Genomic DNA, 24,116 nt, shown 5'->3' on the forward strand with positions numbered 1-24,116 from the left:
TACTTTTCAAACCAATGTTTTACTATGCTCCGCTATTAATTACCAGGTTTCCTTCGTCTAAATAGAAAGGAAATACCAGGTTATGCCTTGAGTTGGTGGTGCGGATGGTGTACTCAACATCCACCAGGACTATTCCTTCATCTTCCGTGGCCGTTACAGATACGTCTTCTGGATTTATCCTGGGCTCGTAATAGTAAACGGCCGTAAAAACAAGATCCTTTACATAAGCGATCAATGATTCGTTGATGGCCTCAAACATTAATACATCCAGGTTGCAACCATAGGAAGGTTGCATGATCCGTTCGCCGATCCGGGTTAAAAGAAGCACATGGAGACTACTTTGAATGTCATCTTCATCGCTTAACATTTCAACATTACCGGTTGTCTTGGTAAACTGTATTGGAAACTTCCACCCGGTACCTAAAAATGATGTTAACATGTCCATATCATACCTTATATTATCCGCCAATTATTACTGTAGGGCAGCCCACAGCCGACATAGCCCCGCATATACACGCGTCTGTCGTTCTGATAGCAGCCACACCTCCGATCTTTACGGTAGCGCTTCCAACCGGGAAGATACTTGCCGTTATGTGCCCCGACGGCGGAGGTATTACACATACATGATTGTCGCCCATCACGCTGGCCGGCATACCGCCTATCAATACGGTGGCGCAACCCGGGCCCACTATGGTACCGCCGTGGTTTGTAACATCTCCTACTCTGGCTGCTGCCGGCATATTTATTTTTCTTTATGTTTTAATTAATATTAACAGTACTTCCTCTCACAATTGTGGTAGAACTTGATGACAGCTCCGCACCACTGCCCCCCGAAGCCTTGAACTGCGAGTTTGCCTTTAGTTCGGAATTGGTGCCTTCAACTGATATATCACCATTTGCCTTTATCTTAAAATCTTTACTGCTTGTTATTTCAATACCATTATCATTCATCACTACCTTATTCCCGTTTTCATCTTCCAGTGTTATTCCTTTCTGATCTTCACTTATTAATATCTTGTTTCCTTTTGGCGTGTCGAACAATATCTCCTTCTTGTCGTCGTCAAATTGCCACCTCATTTTTTCGCGACTGTAAAACCCCTTGATCTGATTGGCGTCTGCGGGGGTTATGGGGGATGCGTTTTTGCTGCTGTGCATACAGCCAACAATGACTGCGTGCAGCGGGTTGTTATCAATAAAACCAACAACTACCTCATCATCAATTTCGGGCCTGAAATAACTCCCGCGGTCTTTTCCGGCATCAAGTGTTGCCATTCGTGCCCAAATCGCTTCATCTGCGCCGCCGAGCGTAGGCAATTGTATCAATACCCTGAACTCGCTTAAAGGATCTGATTCAAGTTTTTTTACTACCCCTATCTGTAATCCATTAATACCAGGCATATATCCAAGCGCCGGGCTTGCTGTAACATCATCGTACTGTGACGCATAACTTTTATTTTTCCACCCAAACTGGATATCTGTATCCCATTTCCCCTCGCGTATGCTGTGATGTACGCCGGTAACATAAGCTTTGCCATTAAAACGGTCTCCAACGCCATTTAATTCAATTATATCACCCGGCCAGATAGTGGCAAAGCCAATACATTGCGCCCTTCCGAACGTCTTACTTAAATGGTGCCTGATGACGGCTGCTTTGGCTACAGTATCAAGATTATCTGTTACGGTATCGCCCTGCCAAAACATGTCAAGAGAGCTGTTCCCAACAGCGTCCGCCGCATCGTTAGAGGTAAAATTCCCGGGTTCCTTGCCATTCCACTGGTTACTCTCCGTACTTTCTATCACCTTTTGGTCCGACGCGCTCCAGCCGCTTACTTTTATTTCGGTGTAGCAGTTGCGTGCATCCATTTCGGCCTCAAATTCAAGAATAGATGATCCGTAATACAAACTCAAAACAGCATCGGCATCAAGTACAGGGGCCTTTACCTGTATTTTATCATATTTTGGCAAAACAAACATGCCGTTTGCTTCGGCCCTTAGGTTTATAAAATCCCAGTCGGTGCAAAACGACTGAAGTAAATGTTTGTGCTGGGTAGTGGTAGCATCAACGTCGCTGCTTCCCGGTATCAGCGATTCGATCACTTCGCTATCCTTTTTATCTTTAAACGACGTATTTTTCCTGTTAAGCGTGGTTTTGAAAATATCGTGCTTGGCAACGATATTAAGCACCGACGATTGCCCCTGTAAAATTTTCACAGCCTGCTTTACCACCATTCCTTTAAAAATGGTTTCCTCCTGGCCATGATAGCCCGCTTTGACCTCAATTTCCACACCCGGGATAAAATCAGCGCTGTTACTTACTTCAAAAGTTGCAGTGCTAACATCCCCATCCAGTAAAACTATCTGCGCTTCGGGCACTTTATGCGCCATGTGGCTTACGGTAACACTTAGCACGCTATAATTGCCGGCAATAGCAGTTCCGTTTACCAAAATTGTTTTGGTAGGCAGGTCGGCAGGCGCCGGGGTTGGTACAACTCTGCTATTATTGTCTGGCATTTATGTTGATGTTTTTGATACAGGCGGAAAAAAAACCGTGGTTCCTTCCGGCAGATTTCTGAAAGTATTAAAGTTATTCGCCCTTGCTACTTCCACGTAGTAAGTGTTCTTTTTGTATATAAAATTGGAAACCCCTATCAGTTTATCGCTGCGCGTCAATTTTCTTTTATGCGTAAGGTCGGGCGAGTTGGGGTTATTGATCATTTCACTCAGCTCCTGGTCAAGGCAGCTGGTAAAAACGGCGTTAACCTTTGCGCGTAACGGTTTTGCCGTTGATGAAAAGAGATTGTAAGTAATGTCTACCGATTTGAGAACACATTTAAGCAGCACAGAACCGTAAAGAATTTTGATATACCTGTTCTGATGTTCTTTCCCGTCAAACACATACACTACGGTTAAAAAATCGTTCACTTCCTTTGCCACCTCTTTTTTCGGCTCGCCGTTGGCCCCGGTGCCATCAATGATGAACTCGAAAGAATAATCCTGCGGTTTAATTCTTTTAAACCTCATCGGGGCGCTTGTGGCCCCATCGGCCTGCGTTTCGTCCCTGTCAACCTGTAATTTTACAGCAATGTTGTTGGGGTTAAACATAACCGTATAGGCCTGCCCAAGATTGTTATCATTGAGCACAAGTTTTCCATCCTCAAATTTTACATCGTTGTAAGGAATGAATTTTAATTTCTGAAGGGCCCCGTCCTGTTGAATTAATCCAGCCATAGCTATTTCTAGTAAATGGTTCTAAAAGCTCCCCGGTATGGTCACCGTTCTTCCTTTTCATTAATCTTCTTCAACACCTCGTCCAGCAACTGCTGAATCTTCTGTTCGTTGTCCGAAGCAGGCACAGCAGCCTGCCGGGGGGATTCGGGCGCCGTAATGCTGGCCCTGATCACCAATTCATTTATTTCTACAGGCATAACATCTGGAGTTAAAGGTTATAATTGGCCGGCGCTATATCATAAAGATATCCCTACTGCCGAAGTGAGTTTATCAAGCAAACTTTCCCGTTTAAAAAACTGGTAAGCAAGCTCCATGCTTTCAATTAAAAACCCACTGTCAATCGCTTTAAAATCGCCCATGGTTAGTTTAACAGGATAGGCATTTTTAAAACTCCATATTTGCGCCGGCATGTGCATGTCGTTTAGTAAGATCACTTGAACCTGGCAGGGCTTGATGTCAAAGTTTGCAATAGCATCATTCGCCCATGTCATGAGCGGAGATGGCAACGAAGAAAAATAACCGCGCTTTAATACCAGGTTAGGATATTTTGCCCTTTGGGGCAGTTTGTGCACAAACCTGTTTTCTCCCCCTTCTATTAGTTCTTCAGTAGTAATTTCTGCTGCAAGCCCGGTTACTTCTGTCCATCTTGTATCAATATCTGCCGTACTCACCGAAACGGGCCCTATACTGACACCCGAGCCAATGCCCTCAAACCTTACAACAAAATGGAAACCTACAGAAGGATATTTAACCGCATCAAGTAATGCCATAAACGTTTACTTAATTATTGTTTTCAACACTAATGCCTTCATGGGCCAGTTCAAGCGTTTCGATACTTACTTCGTTACCGGTTGCCTTAAGCGATCCTCCGTCGGTTTTAACGGGCCACGCATTGCGCACGCGCCATACAATAACCGGCTCGTGGTTTTCATTAAGCAGGCTAATGGTTACGTCGCGCCGGTCTATCTTATTCAATTGATGGGTATTCCACCAGCTGAAAAACTCGTTATCGCCTTTAGTTACGCCCCGTTTTAAAGTGATATTCCCGTATTTTTGCATACCGGGCATTTTAATAGTACTGTAGTCCGGCATGCTTCCGTCCCGGTATTCAATAATTTGCGTTTCAATATTCAACCCGGAGACCTCAGAGAACCCGATATTCGTACCGCCCCATTCAACGCGGAAGTGGAAGACAGGTATAGGATATTTAGTTGCCATAAGCTTTTTAATTAAAAATCAATTTTATAAGTTAAATACCATAATGATTATTGCTGGAGTTTGTGAGAGAACCTCAGTATGACAAATTCAGCCGGCCTTACAGCAGCCATTCCGATTTCGACGATCAGCCTTCCCTCAAGAATATCCTGCGATGTCATCGTAATTCCAAGCCCGCAATTGATATAATATGCCTGTTCGGGCTTGGCTCCAGCCAGTGCACCCTGTCGCCATTGGTTATTTAAGAAATTATCGATCTGACCGCGGATACGTGCCCAGGTGTTGGCATCATTTGGCTCAAACACGCACCAGGATGTGCTTTTCTTACAGCTTTCCTCAACAAAACTGAAAAACCTGCGTACCGATATATATCTCCACTCGTTGTCGTTGCCGGCTAACGTTCTTACGCCCCATACTAAAATACCTTTCCCGTAAAATGCCCGGATAGCATTAATTGACTTACCGGCATTAGGATCGACATTTAATCCTTCCTGGGTATCATCGTCAATAAGTTCGCTTACATCACTTACAGAATTGATGGAGACATTTCCGGGAGCTTTCCATACGCCCCTATCCCTGTCAACAGATGCATAAACACCTGCTACGGCACCCGAAGGCGGTAAAGTGTTGATGGATGTGTTCAGTACCGACAAAATTGAATTATAGATCGGCAGATCGGGTGTTAAGGCATCTTCGGTTGCAGATTCTAACGCCAATCCCATACTAACAACGGAATCGAGACCACTTTTCGCAGTCCGGAAAATTTGTGTCAGCGCGTTCAGTGCCTGCGTTCCCTTATCAACAAGCGTTGCACCGGTTATAAGGCCGCTATCAACGGCTGCACCCGGCACCCATTTGGCATCTGTGAAAAGGGTGAAATCGACAACCGCCATAGAAGCAGCAACATTGGAAATATCCGGTGTAGCTATACGATAGGCTTCATTGTCAAGATTTCTGAACGTTTGTAAACTATTCTTCAGGTTGCTGGCCAAAAAGTCTTCCACAGAAGCTCTTAAAGTTGTCGACCCTATAACCCTGGTAATTATCGGCAGCGCGGCGGTAGGTGTTGCGGGTGTTGCCGTGTTTATTTTGTTTGTTGGGGTAGCATGATTGACAACAAACCCTTCAAATTGTGCATACAGGTAATATACAAATTCAAAGGCTGCTTTTAACTGAACCAATCTTGCTGCATCATTCGCGGCCCCGTTAAACGAATTTACGATGCCCTGGAAACTGGCATCCAGTTTAGAGCTGCTGAAAGTGTCGGTCGCGGGCGAGCCCGTATAAACCGCCAGCCTGGCATTAATAAGGTCGTTACTGGCGTATATGGTCGAAAAAGTATCAAGCTTTGTTTTAATAGGTGTTCCGCTTGCGTCCTTATCAGTATCCTTAAAAAGTGATTTTAATGCAAGTGCCGTCCCCGTGCTATCGAAAAGATTCTTCATGATATCACGCAGCCTGAATTCTTTATCGTAAATAGTTTTTACATACGGCGAATATGCGGCACCGTATTTAAGATTATTCATCCCGATCTTGCTCCGGAAAAGGTCCGCTTCTTCTTCCACCAGTTTAGTGGGATCATCGGGTACGTCCAACACGGCAAACCGGTCGCCCAGGTCGCCGCATTGCTTTAGCGCGGCCTGTTGTATGCCGGCAATTTTATCCCAATCGACAGCACCGCCCGTTTTTATATTTACAGCGTCCGGGAAAAGCAGGATAGTTGGCTCATCAAACTTTCTTACTTCGGCCAGTCCTTCTGTAATTTTTGTAGCGCGTGTGGCATCATTATCATTGCTGCTATATTTATCCACCGAACAGATATAGCAAACGCCCCCGCCGTTATCAAAAAACAGCCTCATGCTATCGTACAAATTGTAAATACTGTTGTTGACAACCGTTGTTGAAGTGTCGACCACGTTATTAATATCAAGCTGCACATGGATTGATGAATAAGACGGCCCCTGACCAAAATATTGCACATAGTCAAGCAGGCTTGATATCCTTGTGGGTTTTTTGATGAGGTCATCGGCAACAAACCTTTGAGCTTTTTCAGTATAGCCAATGAACGCCGGAACGGCTGTATCTACTTCGGCTACTGACGGCGGAAGTTTCGTTATTTCTTCCACATAAACATTCGGAGTTTTGTACGTACCTGCCATAATGAAATTGATTAAATAATGATTGTTATTATTTATTGCTAATGCAGCAATTTGTTTTTAGTATAAATAGCAATTTTATGCCTGCGGGATAAGCAAATCAAACTCGGCAAAGCTTGTATCCGCAAGGCTGGTCTTATATTCCAAAAAGTCATTTTTTAATACACGCACAAGCGAAATGCTGTCTAAAATTTCAGCATCGCCCACAATAAAAAATTTCTTTATGAAATTACCGGCTTTAAAACTATAAATTCCGGGCTCCAGGCCCGAAGCATCCACACTAAACGCAAACTCAGGTATAGCAGAAACTCCATCGATGCTTTTATCATTGAGGAGTGCAGGAGGTATATTCAAATTAACAAGGGCATTTTTTTCATCCCTTATTTCAAGCGCAGCATAAGCAGAGGTAAGCCCTGTCTGCGCCCGGGTTACTGTAAAAGTAAAAACAGGGGTAACAATTTTTACGTCTTCCTGTATTGAAACAGTGGGCGCCCCTCCGGAAACGGAGATCAGCGCGTTGTACAAAACGGGAAAACCAATATCTTTTGCTATGGTAGCCGTTGAATGAAATTTCAGGTTTTTTATTTTTTCTTTGTCAGAAAAACCAATGCTCAAATAAAAATATTCGTCGGTATCAATAACAATAGATGGCACACAATCAACCGGTGCATTTGCAGGCATCTCTTTGCCTTCAAAATAAACAGCGGCAACATTGCCCTTAAATTGTGGCTTTAGTTTAAGATCAGACATGGTACCAAGGCTGAATGCCGGCGCCGTTAGCGTAATTCCATCAGAAATAATACCTATACCCGCAAGGTTATAAGACGTTGTAAACGAAAAAAGAGGTTTGTAGCGGGTAACCATCGTTTTTAATTTTCAAATTTTTTCTGAATTACATCTATTCCAACCGCCCTTACTTCTCCTGATGTATCGAGTACTCTGTTTGCCTGTATTGCTATAACACGTATTTTATATAATAGACATGGGGAAAGTTTTTCGCCGAGCGCCTGCCACATATTACTATTTTGCTCAATAGTCTGGCTGTACAGGTCAACCACTAATTGTTGTAGCGGTTCATAAGCAGGCTTCATAAAATCCGGTTTTGTAAAAACATATTTCCCCTGTAAAACAGTTACTACATTGGCCAGCTGTTTTAAAGCTTCCTCATAGTTTTTCCCATCATACTGATAGGTAACAAGAACGTATAAGTTTAAACGAATTTCGGGATTAACAGTAGAGTAGAAATCATCGCCGGGATTTATGCGCCGGTTATGATTTACCTCTTTTAATATTTTTTCTTCTTCTATGTTTAAAAGAGAAAGGTGGATCTTGTCTTTCTCTATATCTGTATCCTTTGTTATGTTTCCTAAAACGACAGGGTTAGCCGGGCTGGTTATTTCCTGATTCAAGAAATCTCTCAAAAATTTCATTGCTACATCAAGCATAACAAAGAACAGGTTTATACAAACGAATCTAAATTAAAAAAAACTATTCTGCAATAGTTTTAACCTTTTCTAAAAAAAAATTAAATTAGATGAAATAATTATTTCAAAAGAAATAATAATGCAAAAAAATCATATCAACCGGGTACTTTTGCACTTCTCGTTTGCCCAGGAAGAAAAAGACACGGCCTTGCTGCAAACAAAAAAAATATTTTACGATGATACTCTTCCGCTTATAAACGTCATTTTTGACAAAACAGAAAAAAATATTTACATCGACAAGCTGGAAATCGATGTCGGAAAAATAACTGAATCGGAGTTTCCGGAAAAATTTTCGGCCGCTTTGACCGAGGCCTTATCAAAGCTATCTTTTCAAACCATTCCTCAAAATAAATTAGAGCCAAAAGCCGGTTTTAGTGCGGATGAAAATACAGGCCTGCTTGTTGAAGACCTGATCTTCTTTTTGAAAAGCGGTTATTGGCCATGGTACGTTCAACGGAAGCCAGAAGAAGAGATCAGGGGAATGCTCATCGCTTTTTGGGAGCGGAAAGAACTTGTTTTCCAATTATTCAGTAAGATCAGCGCTGATCATGCAATTAACATACAAAGAATTACTTACCTGGCGGCGGGTTCCAAAGAGTTAAAAAACACCTTGTATGAGGCATTTTTGATGATCCACCCCTATTTGAAAGAAATTCTTTTATTTTTCGGGAAGGTTTATTCAAAGGTTATCGCCGGCGAACAATACTTAAATGCAGCTTTCATTAATAAGCTGTACCGGTATAAACCACTTGAAACGCCCGGCGACTTTAAAAACTTTATTGCCGAACTGCTTGAAAAAAATCTTAATAACAGCATAAAATTACCATTGCAGGTTCAGCAAGCTGCCGGCAGCGTCAAACAGCTATTGCGGCAGCAGGATGTGATTATAAAAGACAAGTTGCTGCCATTGCTTGAAAAGTTATTTTCAATTGGCAACAAATTTTACAATGCTGCCGAATCAGCCAATCCTTCAAACTATACCACTTTCCAACCAGGCGCCGAAGAAGATAAAATAAGCATTACCAATGCCGGCCTTATTTTGTTACATCCTTATTTACCCTTTATGTTCAGGGAATTGGGCTGGGTTGATGAAGGGAAGAATTTTATCGATCAAAAAGCGCAGCAAAAAGCCATCCTGTTTCTCCAGTTTTTGATCAATGGTAAAAGCAGCCAGGCCGAGCATCTATTGGTTTTAAATAAAATACTGTGCGGATGGCCAATTGACTTACCTTTAGATATAAAAAGATATCAATTCACTGAGGCGGAAAAGAAAGAAGGGAAGGAAATGCTGGACAGTTTGATCGAACACTGGTCGGCATTGAAAAATACTTCACGGGATGGATTGATAAATAGTTTTATTACAAGGAATGGGCTGCTGCAAAAAAGAGAAGACGGTTTTTTGGTGCAGGTGGAAAAAAGCTCCATTGATATATTGATCGAATTTCTGCCCTTTGGGATTCTTACTATAAAGTTGCCGTGGAATGAGTACATTATTTACACTGAATGGACATACTGATTTAAAGGGGCCGGATGTTGCTTTTGTGGAAAAGCAAATGGAATGGCTAAGCAATGTAATTGATACCAGGCTTAAGCTATATTTTGGCCATGAACCGTCGTGGGCCGAAATTGAAGACGTGCCGGATGAACAAAGCGACTGGTATACAACATTCTTCAAAAAACAACCATTATCATTTGCCGATAAAGTAATGTTATGGCTTAGCATGGCGCCTGTATTAAAGCCACAGCTGCTTGATTTTTTTTATGTAAAGAACCAGGATATCGACAACCGCTTTTCAGAGTTCGGGGCTTTTAAAGCAGCCCAGCTAAATGGCCTGGTGCCTACTATGGATACGCTGCTGTTTATTTTGAGCGGCGATGATCTGCAAAAGCGCATTTTTTATCTCAATCATTTCGGGCGCGATCATTTTCTTTTTTCATCGCACCTTATACAATTAGAAAGCCCTTCTGCTGCCGAACCTTTCACCGCTTCGGTCATAGTAGCCGCCGAAGACCTGATAGAGATCATACTTCGGGGAAAAGAGTACGCCCCCGAATTCTCGCATTCGTTCCCGGCAAAAAGGCTTACGACCGAGCAAAACTGGGACGAACTGGTATTGGAAAAAAAGACGCTTGTTCATATTGAGGAGATCAGGACGTGGATAGAAGTTGGCAATGAAATGCTGAATGCCTTTGATTTACGGAGCAAATTAAAACCGGGCTACAGAAGCTTGTTTTTCGGCCCTCCCGGTACAGGCAAAACTTTTACGGCTGCCCTGCTTGGCAAATACACCGGTTACGACGTTTACCGTATCGACCTTTCGCTGATCATCAGCAAATATATTGGTGAAACAGAAAAGAACCTCACCAAAATATTCGACAGGGCAGAACATAAAAAATGGATCTTGTTTTTTGATGAAGCCGATGCGCTATTTGGCAAAAGAACGCAGGTAAAAGACTCTCACGACCGTTATGCAAACCAGGAAGTGTCGTTTTTGCTGCAGCGTGTAGAAGATTACAGCGGCCTGGTTATCCTTGCCACAAATCTTAAATCAAATATTGATGAAGCATTTGCGAGGCGTTTTCAAAGCATCATCGATTTTCATATGCCGTCGGTTAAGGAACGGTTACTTATCTGGCAGAAAACATTTTCACAAAAAACAAAATTTGCCGATGATGTTGATCTTAACCTGATCAGCGCTGATTTTGAGATCAGCGGCGGTAGTATTACCAACGTGGTTCGCTATTGTTCATTGCTTGCAATAAAAAGGGAAAACAGAATTATACATCATGCGGATATTATTGAAGGCATCCGCAGAGAATTTCTGAAGGAAGGAAAGACCATTTAACAGTTATGATCGGCCCGGGGCTATTCTCCTTCTATATATAATGAATAAGGCTTGCAAAAAAAAAGCTGACCTAAAGTGATAAAGGGGTATTGATTGATAAATTATTTCCCTTTAATTTTAAATTAAATTTACGCCTGTTCTCATGCCAGTAAAAACTGCTACGACAAAATCACGCGCAGTAAATTTATCGACCCCGGCAAAAGCCGGTGGCGGCAGAGCTATACAACGTAAAACCCAATCATCCCCCCTACCGGCTGCAGTCCAGCGAAAAGAACAACCGGGGGGCTGGGCGCATCGCCGGCCGCAAAAAGCAGTTGGCGGCAGGTCGCTCATCCAACCTAAGGTAAACATCCATGCTGCAAATGATCATTTTGAAAAAGAGGCCGATCATGTGGCAGATAAAGCAACGGGCAATCAACCGGCATCTTCGGGCACACGCATAACGAGTATCAAAAGCGGTACCCAAAGCAAGGGTGCCGAATGCCAAAGCAAAAGCATTCAATCTAAAATAAATAACCTTGGATCTCCGGACGTATTACATAGCGGCGATGCCAGCCCGCCTGCACCCGATATTCATACGACACACCCGTTAACTGCTGTACTTTCTAATCAGAGTACGAGGGGAAGTCCTTTGCCTGCACCTGCCCGCAGGCAAATGGAAAACCGTATAGGTGCAAACTTTGAAAATGTTCGCATCCATACCGGGCAGGAAAGCCATGATGCCAGCGCATCCATTGGTGCAAGGGCATTTACCCAGGGTGCAAATATTCATTTTGCAAACGGACAGTTTAACCCAAACACAAGGTCAGGCCAGCATCTTTTAGCGCATGAGCTAACACACACCGTTCAGCAGGGCGCAAGCCCGGCAACCACCAGCACCGTTTCTTCTATTCAGCGTAGTACAGAGAGCCACGCTGCCTTCAACCCGGTCGCCCTGCCTTCGGAGGCCAGGGGCCCGCCGCTTCAAACCAAGTGCGGCGATACAACCATTCAATGTTCATTTGTCGATACCGCCATCTCAAGGATCGGCGACCTGCTCGACGACCTGCCTTCGATCACCGAAGGTATTGAAGGCGCAAAAAGATGGCTGATGGGAAAGGCACGGCGCTTTGCGGGCTTTATTCCGGGTTATAGCGCCTTAGGTGTGGTTATGGGGCAGGACCCTATAACCGGCGAGCGCATTGAACAAAATGGGAGAAATTTTATCAATGCCGCGCTTGATATTATTCCCGGCGGCAGCCTTTTAAAACAAAAGCTGGAAGAACTTGGCGCCATTGACCGGGCAGCTGCATGGATCGACCAGCAAATACAAACTCTTAGCGGTATTGTTTCCAATATACGCAGTGATTTTACTACTACCTGGAACGCCCTGGGCCTGACTTCTATCCTGGACGGCCCGCTGAATGTTCTCCGAAACCTTGGCGGTATCTTTGAACGGGCGATAACCAGCATCGTCAGCTTTGCCGAAAGAGCCGCATCCGAACTGCTTTCTATCGTAAAAGAATTCCTGCTAACACAGATCGTCGACTTTATAAAAACGCGCACCAATGCCTATGAATTATTAAAAGTAATTATAGGCCATGATCCGGTGACGGGAGAAAATGTTGCGGCAAATGGCACCACTATATTGAATGCGCTGCTTGAACTGGGGGGCGAACAAGGCAGGGAACAACGCAGGCAAATGCAGGATACCGGCTCGTTCCAGAAAGCGGCAGATTGGATTGACCGGGGTATTGCCGTATTTGGCAACTTATATCAAACAATAAGAGACAATTTCGGGCTGATATGGAACGCTGTTTCTATCGACAGCCTGATGCATCCTATTGATACATTTAACCGGCTGTACGAAAAATTTGCTGAACCGGTAAGGCAGGTTTTAAATTTTGTAGGCGAAACCCTGGTGGTAATACTCGGGTTTATAAAAGAAGCGCTGCTGGGACGCCTGTCTGCCTGGGCCCGAACCGTAAGAGGCTACGCATTGGTAACTGTTTTGATAGGCAAAGATCCATTCACCAACGTTACCGTACCAAGAAGCGTTCCCAACATCGTCCGCGGCTTTATGAGCCTGATGGAAGGCGGCGAGGAACAATACAGGCAAATGGAAGAAAGCGGCGCCATTGCCAGGACTACCGCACGCATTAATGCGGCTGTTGCCAGGTTAAACATGACGCCGGCTACTATCCTGCAGCTATTTATAGACCTCTGGAACTCGTTCAGCTTCAGCGACCTTACCAGCCCGGTACAGGCTTTCCACAGAATTATTGACCGGTTTGGCGAACCGATTGCAAGGCTGATCGCTTTCATTGTCGAGATCGTAAAGATCGTGATCGAAGTATTGCTGCAGGTAATGAACTTCCCTACCGACCTGATCAATAATATTATTACCCGGGCCATGGCGGCATTTGAAAGGATCAAACGCGACCCTGTCGCCTTCCTCAGGAATTTGTTGAGGGCAATAAAACAAGGCTTTATCCAATTCTTTGACCACATCGGCACACATCTTATGAATGGCCTGGTGGGATGGCTGATGAGTGAGCTGCGGGATGCAAATATTCCTCCGCTTACAGATTTCTCGTTGCGTGGAGTCATAGGATGGGTACTACAGGTACTGGGCATCAGCATGGAAGCCATCTGGGCGAAACTTGCGGCACATCCAAGAGTAGGGCCTGAACGGGTTGCCAGGCTGCGTAATATGATCAATACCCTTGAAGGCATCTGGACATTTATCCGCGATGTCCAGGAAAGAGGAATGGGTGCTATTTGGGATAAGATACAGGAACAACTGAGCAACCTGTGGAATACCGTACTGGATGCGGTAAAGAACTGGATCATGGAAAGGATCATTTCGCAGGTAACCGCAAGGTTATTAAGCATGCTCGATCCTACCGGCATTATGGCGGTTATCAATAGCGCTATAGCCATTTACCATGCTGTGCAAAGCTTTATCCGCTATCTGCGGCAGATACTGGAAGTGATCAATTCATTCGTAAACGGCGTGGCAGATATTGCCGAGGGCAACGTGTCAACAGCCGCCAATTACCTTGAAAGAACAATGGACCGTGCAATGCCTATAGTAATAGGCTTCCTGGCCAACCAGGTGGGTTTAAGCGGTATAGGGAGAAGAATTGGCGAAATGATAACCCGGGTAAGGGAGATGGTTGACCGTGCGTTAACCTGGCTGGTAAACCGGGCGGTAAACACAGGAATGAACATACTCGACCGGGTAATGGCCGCAGGAAGAAGCGCCGTGCGCGCGGTTTTGGGATGGCTTGGGATAAGGAAAGAGTTCAGGGCCAACAATGGCGAATCTCATGAACTTTACTTTGAGGGCGCAAACGAACAGACATCCCATTTATGGGTAGCAAGCCGGGAACCCATGCGGTACGCTGCTTTCTTAGACAGGATTAATACTGTAGCCTCAGGCGGAAACCAAACAATAGTTGCCCAAAAACAGGCAGCCAGAGCCAAACTTGATGAGATAGAAACCGCTAAAAACAGGCCTCTTGACAGTTCGGTACCTGAAGAGCAGGCAAGGTCGGCTAAATTTGACATTGTCAACGCGAAGGTGATAGAACTGAGTGTTTTAACAGCACCATTGTTTGGCGGTCCGGCGCTGCCGCTGGTATTTAATTATGGTGGATTGAATGCTGAAGGCTTTGCCACCGGCATGACCATAAGGAACCTGAACAAAAACAACCGTCCGCCGGTTGGCAGTTCTCCCGGGGTGTCTAATGCCGCGTATGAAAAGCTTGATCACAGAAGGAGGCGCAATGGCAGCTATTACATAAAGGGGCACTTATTGAATGGTTATTTAGGTGGCACCGGGTTGGATTTCAGGAACCTGACCCCGCTATCAAGGGCAGGAAATGGCAATCATGAAAGAGATGTTGAAAGAAAAGTCATCGAGAAAATAGACCAGGGTAAGACCGTAGAATATATTGTTACACCAGTGTATGGCTCCCGGTCTTTCCCAACGGACGTTCAAATTACAAGTTCAACGTTGGACACACAGCAACGAGCAAGATTGGGGGACGTTATTTCTGCGGAAAACCTTGTGCCTTTAGGATTAGAGTGTGTTGCCAATGTACTAAATGAAGCAAGCGGCCAATATGATACTTCAATTGTGCACGAAACTGTGGTAAATCCGGTTGAATCTACGGTTTCATCTTATGAGATACAGCCAAAACTAAAAAACGCAGCTTCCACCACGCATCATGAAAAAGAGGCAGATCGTGTGGCTCATAAAGCGGTAAGCCGTGAAAGATCTGCACCTGTGGCCATTAGTAAGATAACGCCGGCTGCGCGCCCATCAACTGCACAGGTAGCCATGGCGGCCGCTTCGCCGCCTGCGCGGGCAAGCCCATTGCCGGTTGATACCCGCAGGCAAATGGAAAAACACATCGGCGCCGACTTTAGCAACGTGCGCATTCACACCGGCGAAGCAAGCCAAAAGGCAAATGCCGCTATTGGTTCGCGCGCATTTACGCAGGGCGCTAATATTCATTTCGCACAAGGCGAGTTCAACCCGGGTACAAAGAGCGGCAAACAATTGCTTGCGCACGAATTAACACACACGGTGCAGCAGGGGGCTGCACATCAAAATACGACAGGTACTGCCGAAACAGGTAAAAAAGTAAGCCATGTTCAGGCCACGAAAAAAGACGCGGTGGTTTCCGCGGCCAAACCGGTTGCAGGTCATGGCGTTGCCGCGCCGGCCGATGCCGTCAAAGTGCCGGCAGGCAAAGCGGCCAAAAAGAAATCCCCGTCGTCGCCTGAAGAAGATCCTGCGTTCCAGAGAACGGTAGGCAAGGCACATGCCAGGGCAAATGAACAGAGAGCCCATGCTCCGCCGGCAGCAAAGGCGGCAGATGCCCAAAGCGCAGCAGGGCCGGTACCTTTTGAAGCGCAAAGCAAGGCGCAGAACAGGAAAGCGGAAAGCATTGAGGCGGCAGGCAAAGAAGAAAAATTATTTGACGCTGCTTCGTTTAAAAAGGACCTGCTGGCAAGGATAACCGAGGTTACCCCCAAGACCCTGGAAGAAGCTGATGATTTCAAAGAACATAACAAAATTGGTGAGGTAAAAACTGAAGTTGGACAAAAGGTATCGGCTGAAAAGGAAAACACAACCGGGCCTATGACCCACGCAACTGCCGATCCGCTGCATGTAAACGAAAGTGAGAACAAGCAGCCGGTAACCCTGCCGCCAACCAACGCAGGAAGTAGTCCTGCATCTATCGGTGCAAAAAATGCCGCTCCGAAAGCGAAAACGGATGATGAAGTTTCCATGCAGGAACAAAGCGCCTCTCTCGATGATGAGATGAAGCAAAATAATGTCACCGAAACTCAACTGCAGGGTAGCAATGAACCTACATTCCAAAGCGCAGTAAAAGAAAAGAGAAATGCGCAAAAGGATGCCTTAGAAAAACCGGTTCAATACAGAAAAGATGAAAAAGCGGAATTAAAGACCGCTGAAAGCGAAGCCGCCTCAAAAGCGGCAGGCTCGTTGGCGGGCATGCATAAGGACAGGGACAAAAACTTTGCGGCTGTTATTCTTCAGCAAAATGATTCGAAGAAAAAAGACGAAGACGCGCGGGCAAAGGTGGCAAAGGATATCAATGATAAATATGCCGCCACCGAAAAAACGGTAAACGATCTGCTTACACAAGCCGAAACCTTATCAGGCAGCATTTTCGACCAGGGCGCCGAAGACGCGCGTAAGATATTTGAAGATTATACCGACAGAAAAATGCGGGCCTACAAAAACGACCGCTATTCTGGTTTGCTTGGAGGGGGTTACTGGCTGAAAGACAAGTTTATGGACCTGCCCGACGAAGTGAATGTATTTTACGCAGACGGCAAACAACTGTACCTGGATAAAATGGACCAGGTGATAACCGATGTGTCCAATGTGGTAACCGACAAACTAAACGGTGCAAAAAAGGCCATCGACGATGGTAAAAAAGATATTGATACCTATGTTGCCGCGCTTCCGGATAATTTGAAAGAAGTTGGCACCGAGGCCGTGGACAACATCAAAGATAAGTTTGACTCGCTTGAACAGGGCGTAAAAGATAAGGGACACCAGTTGATCGACGAGCTTGCCAAAAAATACGTTGATAATGTTAAAAAACTGGATGACCGGATAAACGAGCTGAAGGAAGCAAATAAAGGCCTTATCAGTAAAGCCATAGGTTTGTTAAAAGAGGTTTGGAAGGTTATTAAAAATATTTACCAGTTATTCAAAACCATATTACAAAAGTTGGCCCAGGTAGTCGGGATCATTATAGGCGAACCTGGTAAGTTCTTCAGCAACCTTGGCGCTGCCTTTAGCAAGGGATTCGACAGGTTCAAGAGCAGGCTTGGCGAGCACCTGGAAAATGGGCTGATGGCATGGCTGTCCAGCCAGCTTGGCGTTCCGGACCTTAAACTTCCCGACAAATTTGATATCGCCTCCATTTTCGGTATGGTTTTGCAGGTAATGGGTATCAATTATGCGCACATCCGCGAAAGGGCCGTTTTGCAAATAGGTGAAGAAAGGGTTGCGTTGATGGAAACAACTGTGGGTATATTCCAGCGGGTGTACAAAGAAGGATTGGGCGCGATATGGGAAATCATTAAAGAGAAGTTCACCGATTTTAAGGATATGATATGGGAAGCCATAAAATCATTCATCAAAGATGCTGTAATTAAAGCGGCCCTGGTATTTTTATTAAGCCTGCTTAACCCGATAGCTGCATTTGTAAAAGCCTGCATGGCTATTTATGATTTCCTGATGATGCTGGTAAGGCTGAAAGACCGCATCATCGAATTATTGAATTCAATTCTCGACGCGGTATTGACCATTGCTACCGGCAATGTTGACGCTGCCGCCGCAGCTATTGAAATGGCCTTTGCCAAATCAATACCGATCATTATTGGGTTCCTTGCAGCGCTGCTTCACTTAAACGACATTGGTGCAAAAGTGCGGGATATAATACTTCGCATCAGGGCGAAAGTTGATAAACTGATAGATTGGCTTATTACGAAAGCGTATGCATTTGTTGGCCCGGCCGTGGAACTGGCCATGTCGTTAAAAAACAAGGGAAAGGCATTATTGGACAAAGGCAAAGAGAAGGTTGTAGCGCTCGGAAAAAGTGCAGTAAGCAAGGTTGCCGGATGGCTGGGTATAAAGAAGAGCTTTACCGCTGATAATGGCGAAACACACGAACTCTATTTCAAAGGATCGTCCGATGAATCGTCCGAATTGTGGGTTGCCAGCAGGGATCCAATGAGATACGACGAGTTCCTGGATAACATAAAAAAAGTAAGGCCCGATGGCGATAAAAAAATAATGGACAAGAAAGCCGAGGCAAAAAAACAGCTTGAGGAAGTGGAAAAGGCCAAGAATATACCAATTGTTTCGTCCATTACGGAAGAGAAGGACAGGGCAGCTAAATATGATAAAGTTAATGCCGAGGTAATTAAGTTGAGCGCAATAACGGCTCATCTTTTTGGCGGTCCGCTGGAGCCGCTTGAATTTAACTTTGGCGGATTGACCGACGTTGGTTTTGCCACCAAAATGACCATCAGGTACCTTAACAAAAACAATCGCCCGCCTGTTGGCGGCCCGCCGGGTGTATCTAACGATGACTATAGAAAACTTAATCTCAGAAGAAATGGAGACAAGCCCTATTATGTCAAAGGGCATTTACTAAACGGCTTTTTAGGCGGAACCGGGAAAGATTTCAGAAATCTCACCCCGCTGTCCATTTCAGGGAATGGCGTGCATGAAGCAAGTATCGAAAGTAAAGTTATTGAGAAAGTGGACGAGGGTAAAACGGTAGAATACATTGTTGAGCCGGATTATAGCAGCCCGCTAAAAACTCCAAGTAGCGCCGAAATACAAAAGTCAAATTTGTCAGCAGCAAAAAAGGCAAAAATGGAAGACATTGTGTCCGCAGAAAAGAAAGTGCCCACAGCAATGAAGTGCGAGGCCAACATTTTGAATGAGAAAAAAGGCAAATTCGATACCAGTATAGTTAATACACCTGTTCCTAACAAGGTGGAAACCGATCTGAAATCGTACGAATTGTAAGTTGAAAAAGGCATGATCTTTTCCCGTGCCCGAGACCCGGGGACAAAAAATCCGGAATTGCTGGATTTATATGAAGGGTTGATAAATAAATAGCCACGGGGTAATGGCTCTACAACAAAAGTATGCTCCATGATTTGCAAGTGCAGAGATGGCTTCGTTCCTCGCCAGGACGATTTGGTTTTTTAAGGTTAGCTTAAATCCACAGGATATCCTCCATGGACGATGGCCCTTTATGCCGCTCCGTGCAGATATAGACCAATCCTTAATACAAATCCGCGAATTGCTTATTTTCCAGCGGGTTGCGCACCGCGGCGGGCAGGGCGGTAAAAAACCGGTAGCCGGTATTTCGTTCCAGGTCGTTCACCGTGCAAACGTATTTTCTCCAGTCGGGCGAAACGGCTTCGTCGTTAGGGGTGTCAATGGCTATCACGTCTGTGCCGGCTTCAATACGGTCCAGGTCGTCGTTATTATCGGGGATGATGAGGGCTATCTTCCAGATGTGCGCAGGCACGCGGATGCGGCCATCTGCTATGCTTTCCCTGTAGCCCAACCTGCCGGTGCCGCCCCTGCCATAGCTCCCCATAATGATGTAAACCTCGTTACCCTGCCTCACCTTTTCGCGGCAGTAACTTTCAAAATGCTCCCAGGTATGCTGATTGTTGTTTTTGGCTTGCGGTATCATGTTATCCATCAAAAAAGTAGCGGAGTTGGCTTCGGCGCTGGCGGTGCGGTCGCCGCTGGGGCAATTGTGCCCTTTATCGAACCCTGAACCCCGGTAACTGGCATTATCAGCCTCGAACCAACCATCGGGAAGAGTGGTATCAGGCCTGAAATCATTGCTGCGCACTGCAGCACCTATATCCTCCGCACAGAGGTGCCAGCTAACCCAGTTCGGTTCGCCGGTGGTGCGGTTATAGCTTTCTATATAGTATTTATGATCGATAAGGTAATTGGCGGAATCATGGATATCGGGTGTTGCCGAGCTCGGGTTCCCCAACAGCATATTGTTATCGTCGCCCGGGTGCCGGGGCAGGCGCACGCCGGTTATCCGTTTATACGACCGGTGGCGTTTGGTATGTTTTTGAGGCTGCTGACAGGCAGTAACGGTTAGGGTTATAAATAATAAAAAGTAAGCGAAAGCGCGTAAATTACGGTGGATCATCAGCGGTGCAATTTCTAATTTTTAAATGACTTCCTGCTGATGAATTTCTTTCAGTAAATATTTCTCCCGCTCTCTCCCGCCCGTTTTGTCCTCGCAGGGTCTCTCAACGAGGACCCTGCGTTCTGGCAGGACGGTTATTCCGCAGGGTCCCGTGCCGGAGACCCCGCGGGGACTAAAGTGTGGACACTTGTACGGGCGGAGTACGCCGTTGCTGATAGATCAACAATCCAAACATTACCGCACTAAATGCAGCGTAGGCATACTGCCTGCGGGATACGCCAACACCATAGGGGAACCAGATGCCCTGGATATGCAATTCAGATAGTTCCCGCGCAAATAATCCGGTCGAGATGAGTAATACCGCCGGTAAATAGAGCCATCCCTGTTTACCCTGCTGCCGGATGCCCAGGCAGATGATAAGCGCCAGTGTTAAGGCAAATAATAAACGTGCATAGTTAGAAATGGCCTGAAAGGCAGCGTGGGGGACTGCCTCGGAAACCCATGGAAGGCTGAAAAGCTGGCCGCACATATAAACTATGGTGAGCGCCAAAATAACAGGCGGGATCCAAACGGGGCGGTCAACCTTATACCAACCGCGCCATGCCATCAGCCAGGAGCCAAGTACCAGCGGCATCAGGATAACAAGTGTTACAATATCAATTTGGTGGCTGGTTTCCACCTGCAGCCAGTAGTAAAAAGCCTGGTTTGCCCGTACCAAACCCAGCAAAATTAAAGCTATGATAAACCATTTATATTGTTTAACAGGCTTGCGCAAAAAGGCGATGGTTATTGCCAGTAGAATGAATACGACGAATTCGGCCACCTCTACAATATATCCCTTGATGGTTTGCCGCCACCTGAATTTATACCTGGCTTCAATATCGCTTTTCTTTCCAAGTTCCGGTGCAATGTGGATGCCTCCTAAATCGGTGCCCTGACTTAATACCGCTGCGCTCGCCCATACCCTGAAAGCAATGGTGATCGTCTTTTTTCCCCTTATGCTATCCGGTAACAGGAACATACGTGGCTGTATGCTGTAGGCTACGGGTACCGTATTCGAAAAATCTCCCGCGCCACCCAGCAATCGTCCATCAACAAATAATTGATAAGCCTCATCAACTGCGGGCGGACCCGCAATGGCCAGCACATCTCCTTTTACTCTGTCCAATGAGATTTTCAAACGGTACCAGGCGTAACCCGAATAATTTGCATGCCCCTTTGCTGCCCAGCCGGGGACATAACCTGTTAGCCCTACATCGCCATCATGTGATCCAGAAGGAGCGGTAAGGTCGACCGTTTCCCATACTGAATCATTAAAGCCTGGCCCGGCCCACTCCAAATTATCCCCTGTTTTAAATTTCCATGGGCCGTTAAGTATGATCGCAGATTGCTTATGGTTAAACGCATTAGCGTTGGTAAATGCTAATAGCAACGCCAGCAGGGTAAAAAAGGTAAAGTTTTTCATATTCATCCGCGTACCGACCAATAACCCAAAACTGCATGGATTTTATGCTTATAAAAAATGGTTTAAACAGATCGGTGAAAATATTCTATGATACGGGCAATTATCTCAACCGTAAGCGTTCACAAGCCAACGCTCGTAATCACCTGGTCTCCCGCCCGTTAAAGCGTCCTCCGCTTAAACGGGAAAATTTTGGGCGTCCACGCCTGATAGTTAATGTAAGCGTGGACGCTTACTTTTGCTAATGTTCAAGTGTGGACACTTGAACAGGCGGAGTGTGGACGCTTACAACTAGCGTACAAGTATGACACCTGTACAAGCGCTTTGCAATGCGGACAATTGAAAACAACCCTTATTCTATCAGCTTAGCTATTTTTTGCAAAGGAATAGTATCGGCAAATGCCAGTATCTGGGTATCGGTGCAATCGTCTACCTTAAAGGTTATCATGGCGCTGCCCAGGGGAATTTGCAGTTCGTAATCATTTTTATCGGCCGTGCTGCCTGCCTGCTTCTCAAGCCTGGCTTTGTACCCCTGTACCTTCACGGTCTTGCTCCTGCCGTCGCTCATCATGCCGCCCAGCATCGGGGTGTTCAGTATGGAATTGGTCATGGCCACCAAAGGCGAGTTGCTGATGATAGAAATATCGGCCTTTTTACCATCTTTTTGGGCGTAGGCGCGGTGTATGGTAGCGCCTACAAAGCCTATGTTTGAAGTTACATTATCGTCCTTTCCTACAATTTCCATCGCGTCCATTTTAGGCGGCAGCAATTTCAGCACTTCCTGGCCCACCACCAGGTCCACCTCCTGCATGGCTTGTTGCAGGGCAAAATGCGTTTCTTCCAGTTTGCCTGCATTGTACGAGGTTTTGGCAGTGGCCATTGCTTTGGCAAAATCCTGCGCATTGCTGCAGCATGCAATGGCAATAACAGCGATAAATGTTAAAATAGCTTTCATAAATATTTTCATTGCTGATCAAAATTATTGTTCACCAAGCATTTTTTTAATGCCATCGATATCGAATGAATTAGCAGCGGCCATTACTTCCTGCTCGTTGGCGAAATTGATGCACTCCCATACGGTCATAGAGGTTTGCCCAAGCGAGACGATAAGGGTATAGCCTTTGCTATCCTCATACTGGATAATGGCCTTATTGCCCTTAACCCTCACCTGTTTGAAATTTTGCTTACTTCCGTTGGCTTCCATCATCCCGGCGTTAGAAAAATACAGCGTGGCCAGCCCGGCGTACACGCCCGCGTTTCCTACGGTAACCGTCATTTGTTTATCGGCCGTGTTTTTCCACACGCGGTGAATGCTCAGGTTGCTCCAGCCCCACTGGGTGCTCATTACCACGTCCTGCGCGGTGTCTGCATTCAGGGTATCTACCGTTGGCGGTAACGATTTTAATATCTGGCGGCCCAACTGTATCTCGACCCCCATAAGCGCCTGTTGAAGCGAATACCGGGCATCGCTGTAATTTTTGGCTGCATGGGCCGTTTCCGCTTCCGCCATTTGCGCCTTCACATCGGGCGGAGCTGTATTGGTCAATCCCGCGCCGCCTTTGTTAACAGGCCCGCCCGGCGATGAGGAACTGCTATTACCAGCAGATTGGTTATCGGGCGGAATACCCGCCTTTTTATCGACTTCCTTATCCACCACTTTGTTCACTTTATCTTTAAGCTTTTTGAAAAGCCCTTGCGATGATGCCGTGTTGGCGGCCATAAAGGCGATAAGGAAACAGAGACTGTATAAAACTTTTTTCATAATTCGGTATTTACTCGGTTAGTAAAGATAAGCAACATAAGGCATTCAAAACTAATGATTTAAAATAATTCAGCAAAAAACCCGCCCGCTTGTTTTTATTGCTTTGGGATGAGTTGTTTGGTATAGTTTATTTCATCCTCCCTTGCCCCAACCACCACAAGAAAAACGCTGAACGCCGGGTGCAGGGCGATCGAGAAGCGGCTAAAATTCTAAAGCAGTTGCTCCGGCGATATCTTGCCCGCCTGTATATTCAATGTCAGAAAGTCGAAGAAGTTCCAGCCCTCTGCTATTTTGCCGTCCTTATCTAACTAACATTTATAAACACAAAATTACCAGTCGGTTATGTATTATAAAATAGTAAAAACACCTATTTTGCTAAGTAAAAATACCTATACCACAGGATAATTGCCGGTCGTTTACTTAGTGTATCAAAAAAAGAAATTTGTGCTATAAGTATGATCGTTTTTGGGCGTCCACGCAGTAAGAACGGACGCATCACCAGCCCTATCGCTGGCAGACTGTTGGCTTAAAGCGGCCTGTTTTGGCTTAAAGCTGCTTATTTTGGATATATTTTGATTTTCCCGGTTCATTTTTCCGGTGCAGCCGGCGCGAAGCCAGAATAACTAATGCCCTCGTAACCAACGAATAACAAAAGCAGGTGTTCACGAAAACATCAAAAAAGGGGCACTTTTTGACATTAGCCAAAAGCCAACATGCTGAAAAACAA

Annotated in this window: 17 protein-coding genes; 3 read left to right on the plus strand and 14 right to left on the minus strand. The window is 45.5% G+C overall.

Annotated features, from left to right (window positions below):
- Positions 1 to 22: 22 nt before the first annotated feature.
- From VL525_RS18740 to VL525_RS18785, 10 genes are all read right to left on the minus strand, one after another.
- Positions 23 to 445 (minus strand): GPW/gp25 family protein, encoded by a 423-nt coding sequence (locus VL525_RS18740; protein ID WP_325388560.1) that lies wholly within the window; start codon positions 443 to 445, stop codon positions 23 to 25.
- Positions 446 to 458: 13 nt separating this feature from the next.
- Positions 459 to 740, minus strand: coding sequence for a PAAR domain-containing protein (locus VL525_RS18745; protein ID WP_147032292.1), 282 nt, complete (start codon positions 738 to 740; stop codon positions 459 to 461).
- Positions 741 to 759: 19 nt separating this feature from the next.
- Complete coding sequence (gene vgrG / locus VL525_RS18750) at positions 760 to 2,511, minus strand: type VI secretion system tip protein VgrG (protein WP_325388561.1); 1,752 nt, start codon at positions 2,509 to 2,511, stop codon at positions 760 to 762.
- The gene (locus tag VL525_RS18755; protein ID WP_325388562.1) at positions 2,512 to 3,228 is read right to left on the minus strand and encodes a hypothetical protein; all 717 of its coding nucleotides are present in this window, start codon (positions 3,226 to 3,228) and stop codon (positions 2,512 to 2,514) included.
- Positions 3,229 to 3,269: 41 nt separating this feature from the next.
- Positions 3,270 to 3,425: a DUF5908 family protein gene (locus VL525_RS18760; protein ID WP_187359631.1), complete on the minus strand. Its 156-nt coding sequence runs from the start codon at positions 3,423 to 3,425 to the stop codon at positions 3,270 to 3,272.
- A gap of 39 nt (positions 3,426 to 3,464) precedes the next feature.
- On the minus strand, positions 3,465 to 3,998 hold the full coding sequence (locus tag VL525_RS18765; RefSeq protein WP_325388563.1) for a phage tail protein: 534 nt from the start codon (positions 3,996 to 3,998) through the stop codon (positions 3,465 to 3,467).
- A 10-nt stretch (positions 3,999 to 4,008) separates the two neighbouring features.
- Positions 4,009 to 4,446 (minus strand): phage tail protein, encoded by a 438-nt coding sequence (locus VL525_RS18770; protein ID WP_147032288.1) that lies wholly within the window; start codon positions 4,444 to 4,446, stop codon positions 4,009 to 4,011.
- 47 nt (positions 4,447 to 4,493) lie between these two features.
- Positions 4,494 to 6,602 (minus strand): phage tail sheath C-terminal domain-containing protein, encoded by a 2,109-nt coding sequence (locus VL525_RS18775; protein ID WP_325388564.1) that lies wholly within the window; start codon positions 6,600 to 6,602, stop codon positions 4,494 to 4,496.
- Positions 6,603 to 6,677: 75 nt separating this feature from the next.
- A complete protein-coding gene (locus tag VL525_RS18780; protein WP_325388565.1) occupies positions 6,678 to 7,463 on the minus strand; it encodes a hypothetical protein in 786 nt (261 codons plus the stop codon).
- A 5-nt stretch (positions 7,464 to 7,468) separates the two neighbouring features.
- Positions 7,469 to 8,044 (minus strand): DUF4255 domain-containing protein, encoded by a 576-nt coding sequence (locus VL525_RS18785; protein ID WP_325388566.1) that lies wholly within the window; start codon positions 8,042 to 8,044, stop codon positions 7,469 to 7,471.
- Between the two features lie 118 nt (positions 8,045 to 8,162).
- Here VL525_RS18785 and VL525_RS18790 point away from each other — a divergent pair, with 118 nt between their 5' ends.
- The 3 genes from VL525_RS18790 to VL525_RS18800 all read left to right on the plus strand — a co-directional run bounded on the left by VL525_RS18790 (position 8,163) and on the right by VL525_RS18800 (position 19,003).
- Positions 8,163 to 9,599, plus strand: coding sequence for a contractile injection system tape measure protein (locus VL525_RS18790; protein WP_325388567.1), 1,437 nt, complete (start codon positions 8,163 to 8,165; stop codon positions 9,597 to 9,599).
- The gene (locus VL525_RS18795) at positions 9,565 to 10,929 is read left to right on the plus strand and encodes an ATP-binding protein (protein WP_325388568.1); all 1,365 of its coding nucleotides are present in this window, start codon (positions 9,565 to 9,567) and stop codon (positions 10,927 to 10,929) included. The genes VL525_RS18790 and VL525_RS18795 overlap by 35 nt, the downstream gene beginning before the upstream one ends.
- A 142-nt stretch (positions 10,930 to 11,071) precedes the next feature.
- Positions 11,072 to 19,003, plus strand: a complete 7,932-nt coding sequence (locus tag VL525_RS18800; RefSeq protein ID WP_325388569.1) for an eCIS core domain-containing protein — start codon at positions 11,072 to 11,074, stop codon at positions 19,001 to 19,003.
- Positions 19,004 to 19,265: 262 nt separating this feature from the next.
- Here VL525_RS18800 and VL525_RS18805 read toward each other — a convergent pair whose 3' ends face one another.
- The 4 genes from VL525_RS18805 to VL525_RS18820 all read right to left on the minus strand — a co-directional run bounded on the left by VL525_RS18805 (position 19,266) and on the right by VL525_RS18820 (position 23,389).
- Positions 19,266 to 20,165, minus strand: a complete 900-nt coding sequence (locus VL525_RS18805) for a DNA/RNA non-specific endonuclease (protein WP_325388570.1) — start codon at positions 20,163 to 20,165, stop codon at positions 19,266 to 19,268.
- A gap of 172 nt (positions 20,166 to 20,337) precedes the next feature.
- Positions 20,338 to 21,630: a hypothetical protein gene (locus VL525_RS18810; protein ID WP_325388571.1), complete on the minus strand. Its 1,293-nt coding sequence runs from the start codon at positions 21,628 to 21,630 to the stop codon at positions 20,338 to 20,340.
- Between the two features lie 349 nt (positions 21,631 to 21,979).
- The gene (locus VL525_RS18815; protein WP_325388572.1) at positions 21,980 to 22,582 is read right to left on the minus strand and encodes a hypothetical protein; all 603 of its coding nucleotides are present in this window, start codon (positions 22,580 to 22,582) and stop codon (positions 21,980 to 21,982) included.
- Between the two features lie 24 nt (positions 22,583 to 22,606).
- A complete protein-coding gene (locus VL525_RS18820; protein WP_325388573.1) occupies positions 22,607 to 23,389 on the minus strand; it encodes a hypothetical protein in 783 nt (260 codons plus the stop codon).
- Between the last annotated feature and the right edge of the window lie 727 nt (positions 23,390 to 24,116).

This window comes from Mucilaginibacter sp. (assembly GCF_035492695.1).
Lineage (GTDB): Bacteria > Bacteroidota > Bacteroidia > Sphingobacteriales > Sphingobacteriaceae > Mucilaginibacter.

What these genes read in the sequence shown, in the direction of transcription:
- VL525_RS18785 (WP_325388566.1), bottom strand. Translation starts at nt 8,044, where the DNA reads ATGCTTGATGTAGCAATGAAATTTTTGAGAGATTTCTTGAATCAGGAA.
- VL525_RS18770 (WP_147032288.1), bottom strand. Translation starts at nt 4,446, where the DNA reads ATGGCAACTAAATATCCTATACCTGTCTTCCACTTCCGCGTTGAATGG.
- VL525_RS18815 (WP_325388572.1), bottom strand. Translation starts at nt 22,582, where the DNA reads ATGAAAGCTATTTTAACATTTATCGCTGTTATTGCCATTGCATGCTGC.
- VL525_RS18810 (WP_325388571.1), bottom strand. Translation starts at nt 21,630, where the DNA reads ATGAAAAACTTTACCTTTTTTACCCTGCTGGCGTTGCTATTAGCATTT.
- VL525_RS18800 (WP_325388569.1), top strand. Translation starts at nt 11,072, where the DNA reads ATGCCAGTAAAAACTGCTACGACAAAATCACGCGCAGTAAATTTATCG.
- VL525_RS18740 (WP_325388560.1), bottom strand. Translation starts at nt 445, where the DNA reads ATGGACATGTTAACATCATTTTTAGGTACCGGGTGGAAGTTTCCAATA.
- vgrG (WP_325388561.1), bottom strand. Translation starts at nt 2,511, where the DNA reads ATGCCAGACAATAATAGCAGAGTTGTACCAACCCCGGCGCCTGCCGAC.
- VL525_RS18775 (WP_325388564.1), bottom strand. Translation starts at nt 6,602, where the DNA reads ATGGCAGGTACGTACAAAACTCCGAATGTTTATGTGGAAGAAATAACG.
- VL525_RS18820 (WP_325388573.1), bottom strand. Translation starts at nt 23,389, where the DNA reads ATGAAAAAAGTTTTATACAGTCTCTGTTTCCTTATCGCCTTTATGGCC.
- VL525_RS18805 (WP_325388570.1), bottom strand. Translation starts at nt 20,165, where the DNA reads ATGATCCACCGTAATTTACGCGCTTTCGCTTACTTTTTATTATTTATA.
- VL525_RS18795 (WP_325388568.1), top strand. Translation starts at nt 9,565, where the DNA reads ATGAGTACATTATTTACACTGAATGGACATACTGATTTAAAGGGGCCG.
- VL525_RS18745 (WP_147032292.1), bottom strand. Translation starts at nt 740, where the DNA reads ATGCCGGCAGCAGCCAGAGTAGGAGATGTTACAAACCACGGCGGTACC.
- VL525_RS18765 (WP_325388563.1), bottom strand. Translation starts at nt 3,998, where the DNA reads ATGGCATTACTTGATGCGGTTAAATATCCTTCTGTAGGTTTCCATTTT.
- VL525_RS18760 (WP_187359631.1), bottom strand. Translation starts at nt 3,425, where the DNA reads ATGCCTGTAGAAATAAATGAATTGGTGATCAGGGCCAGCATTACGGCG.
- VL525_RS18780 (WP_325388565.1), bottom strand. Translation starts at nt 7,463, where the DNA reads ATGGTTACCCGCTACAAACCTCTTTTTTCGTTTACAACGTCTTATAAC.
- VL525_RS18755 (WP_325388562.1), bottom strand. Translation starts at nt 3,228, where the DNA reads ATGGCTGGATTAATTCAACAGGACGGGGCCCTTCAGAAATTAAAATTC.
- VL525_RS18790 (WP_325388567.1), top strand. Translation starts at nt 8,163, where the DNA reads ATGCAAAAAAATCATATCAACCGGGTACTTTTGCACTTCTCGTTTGCC.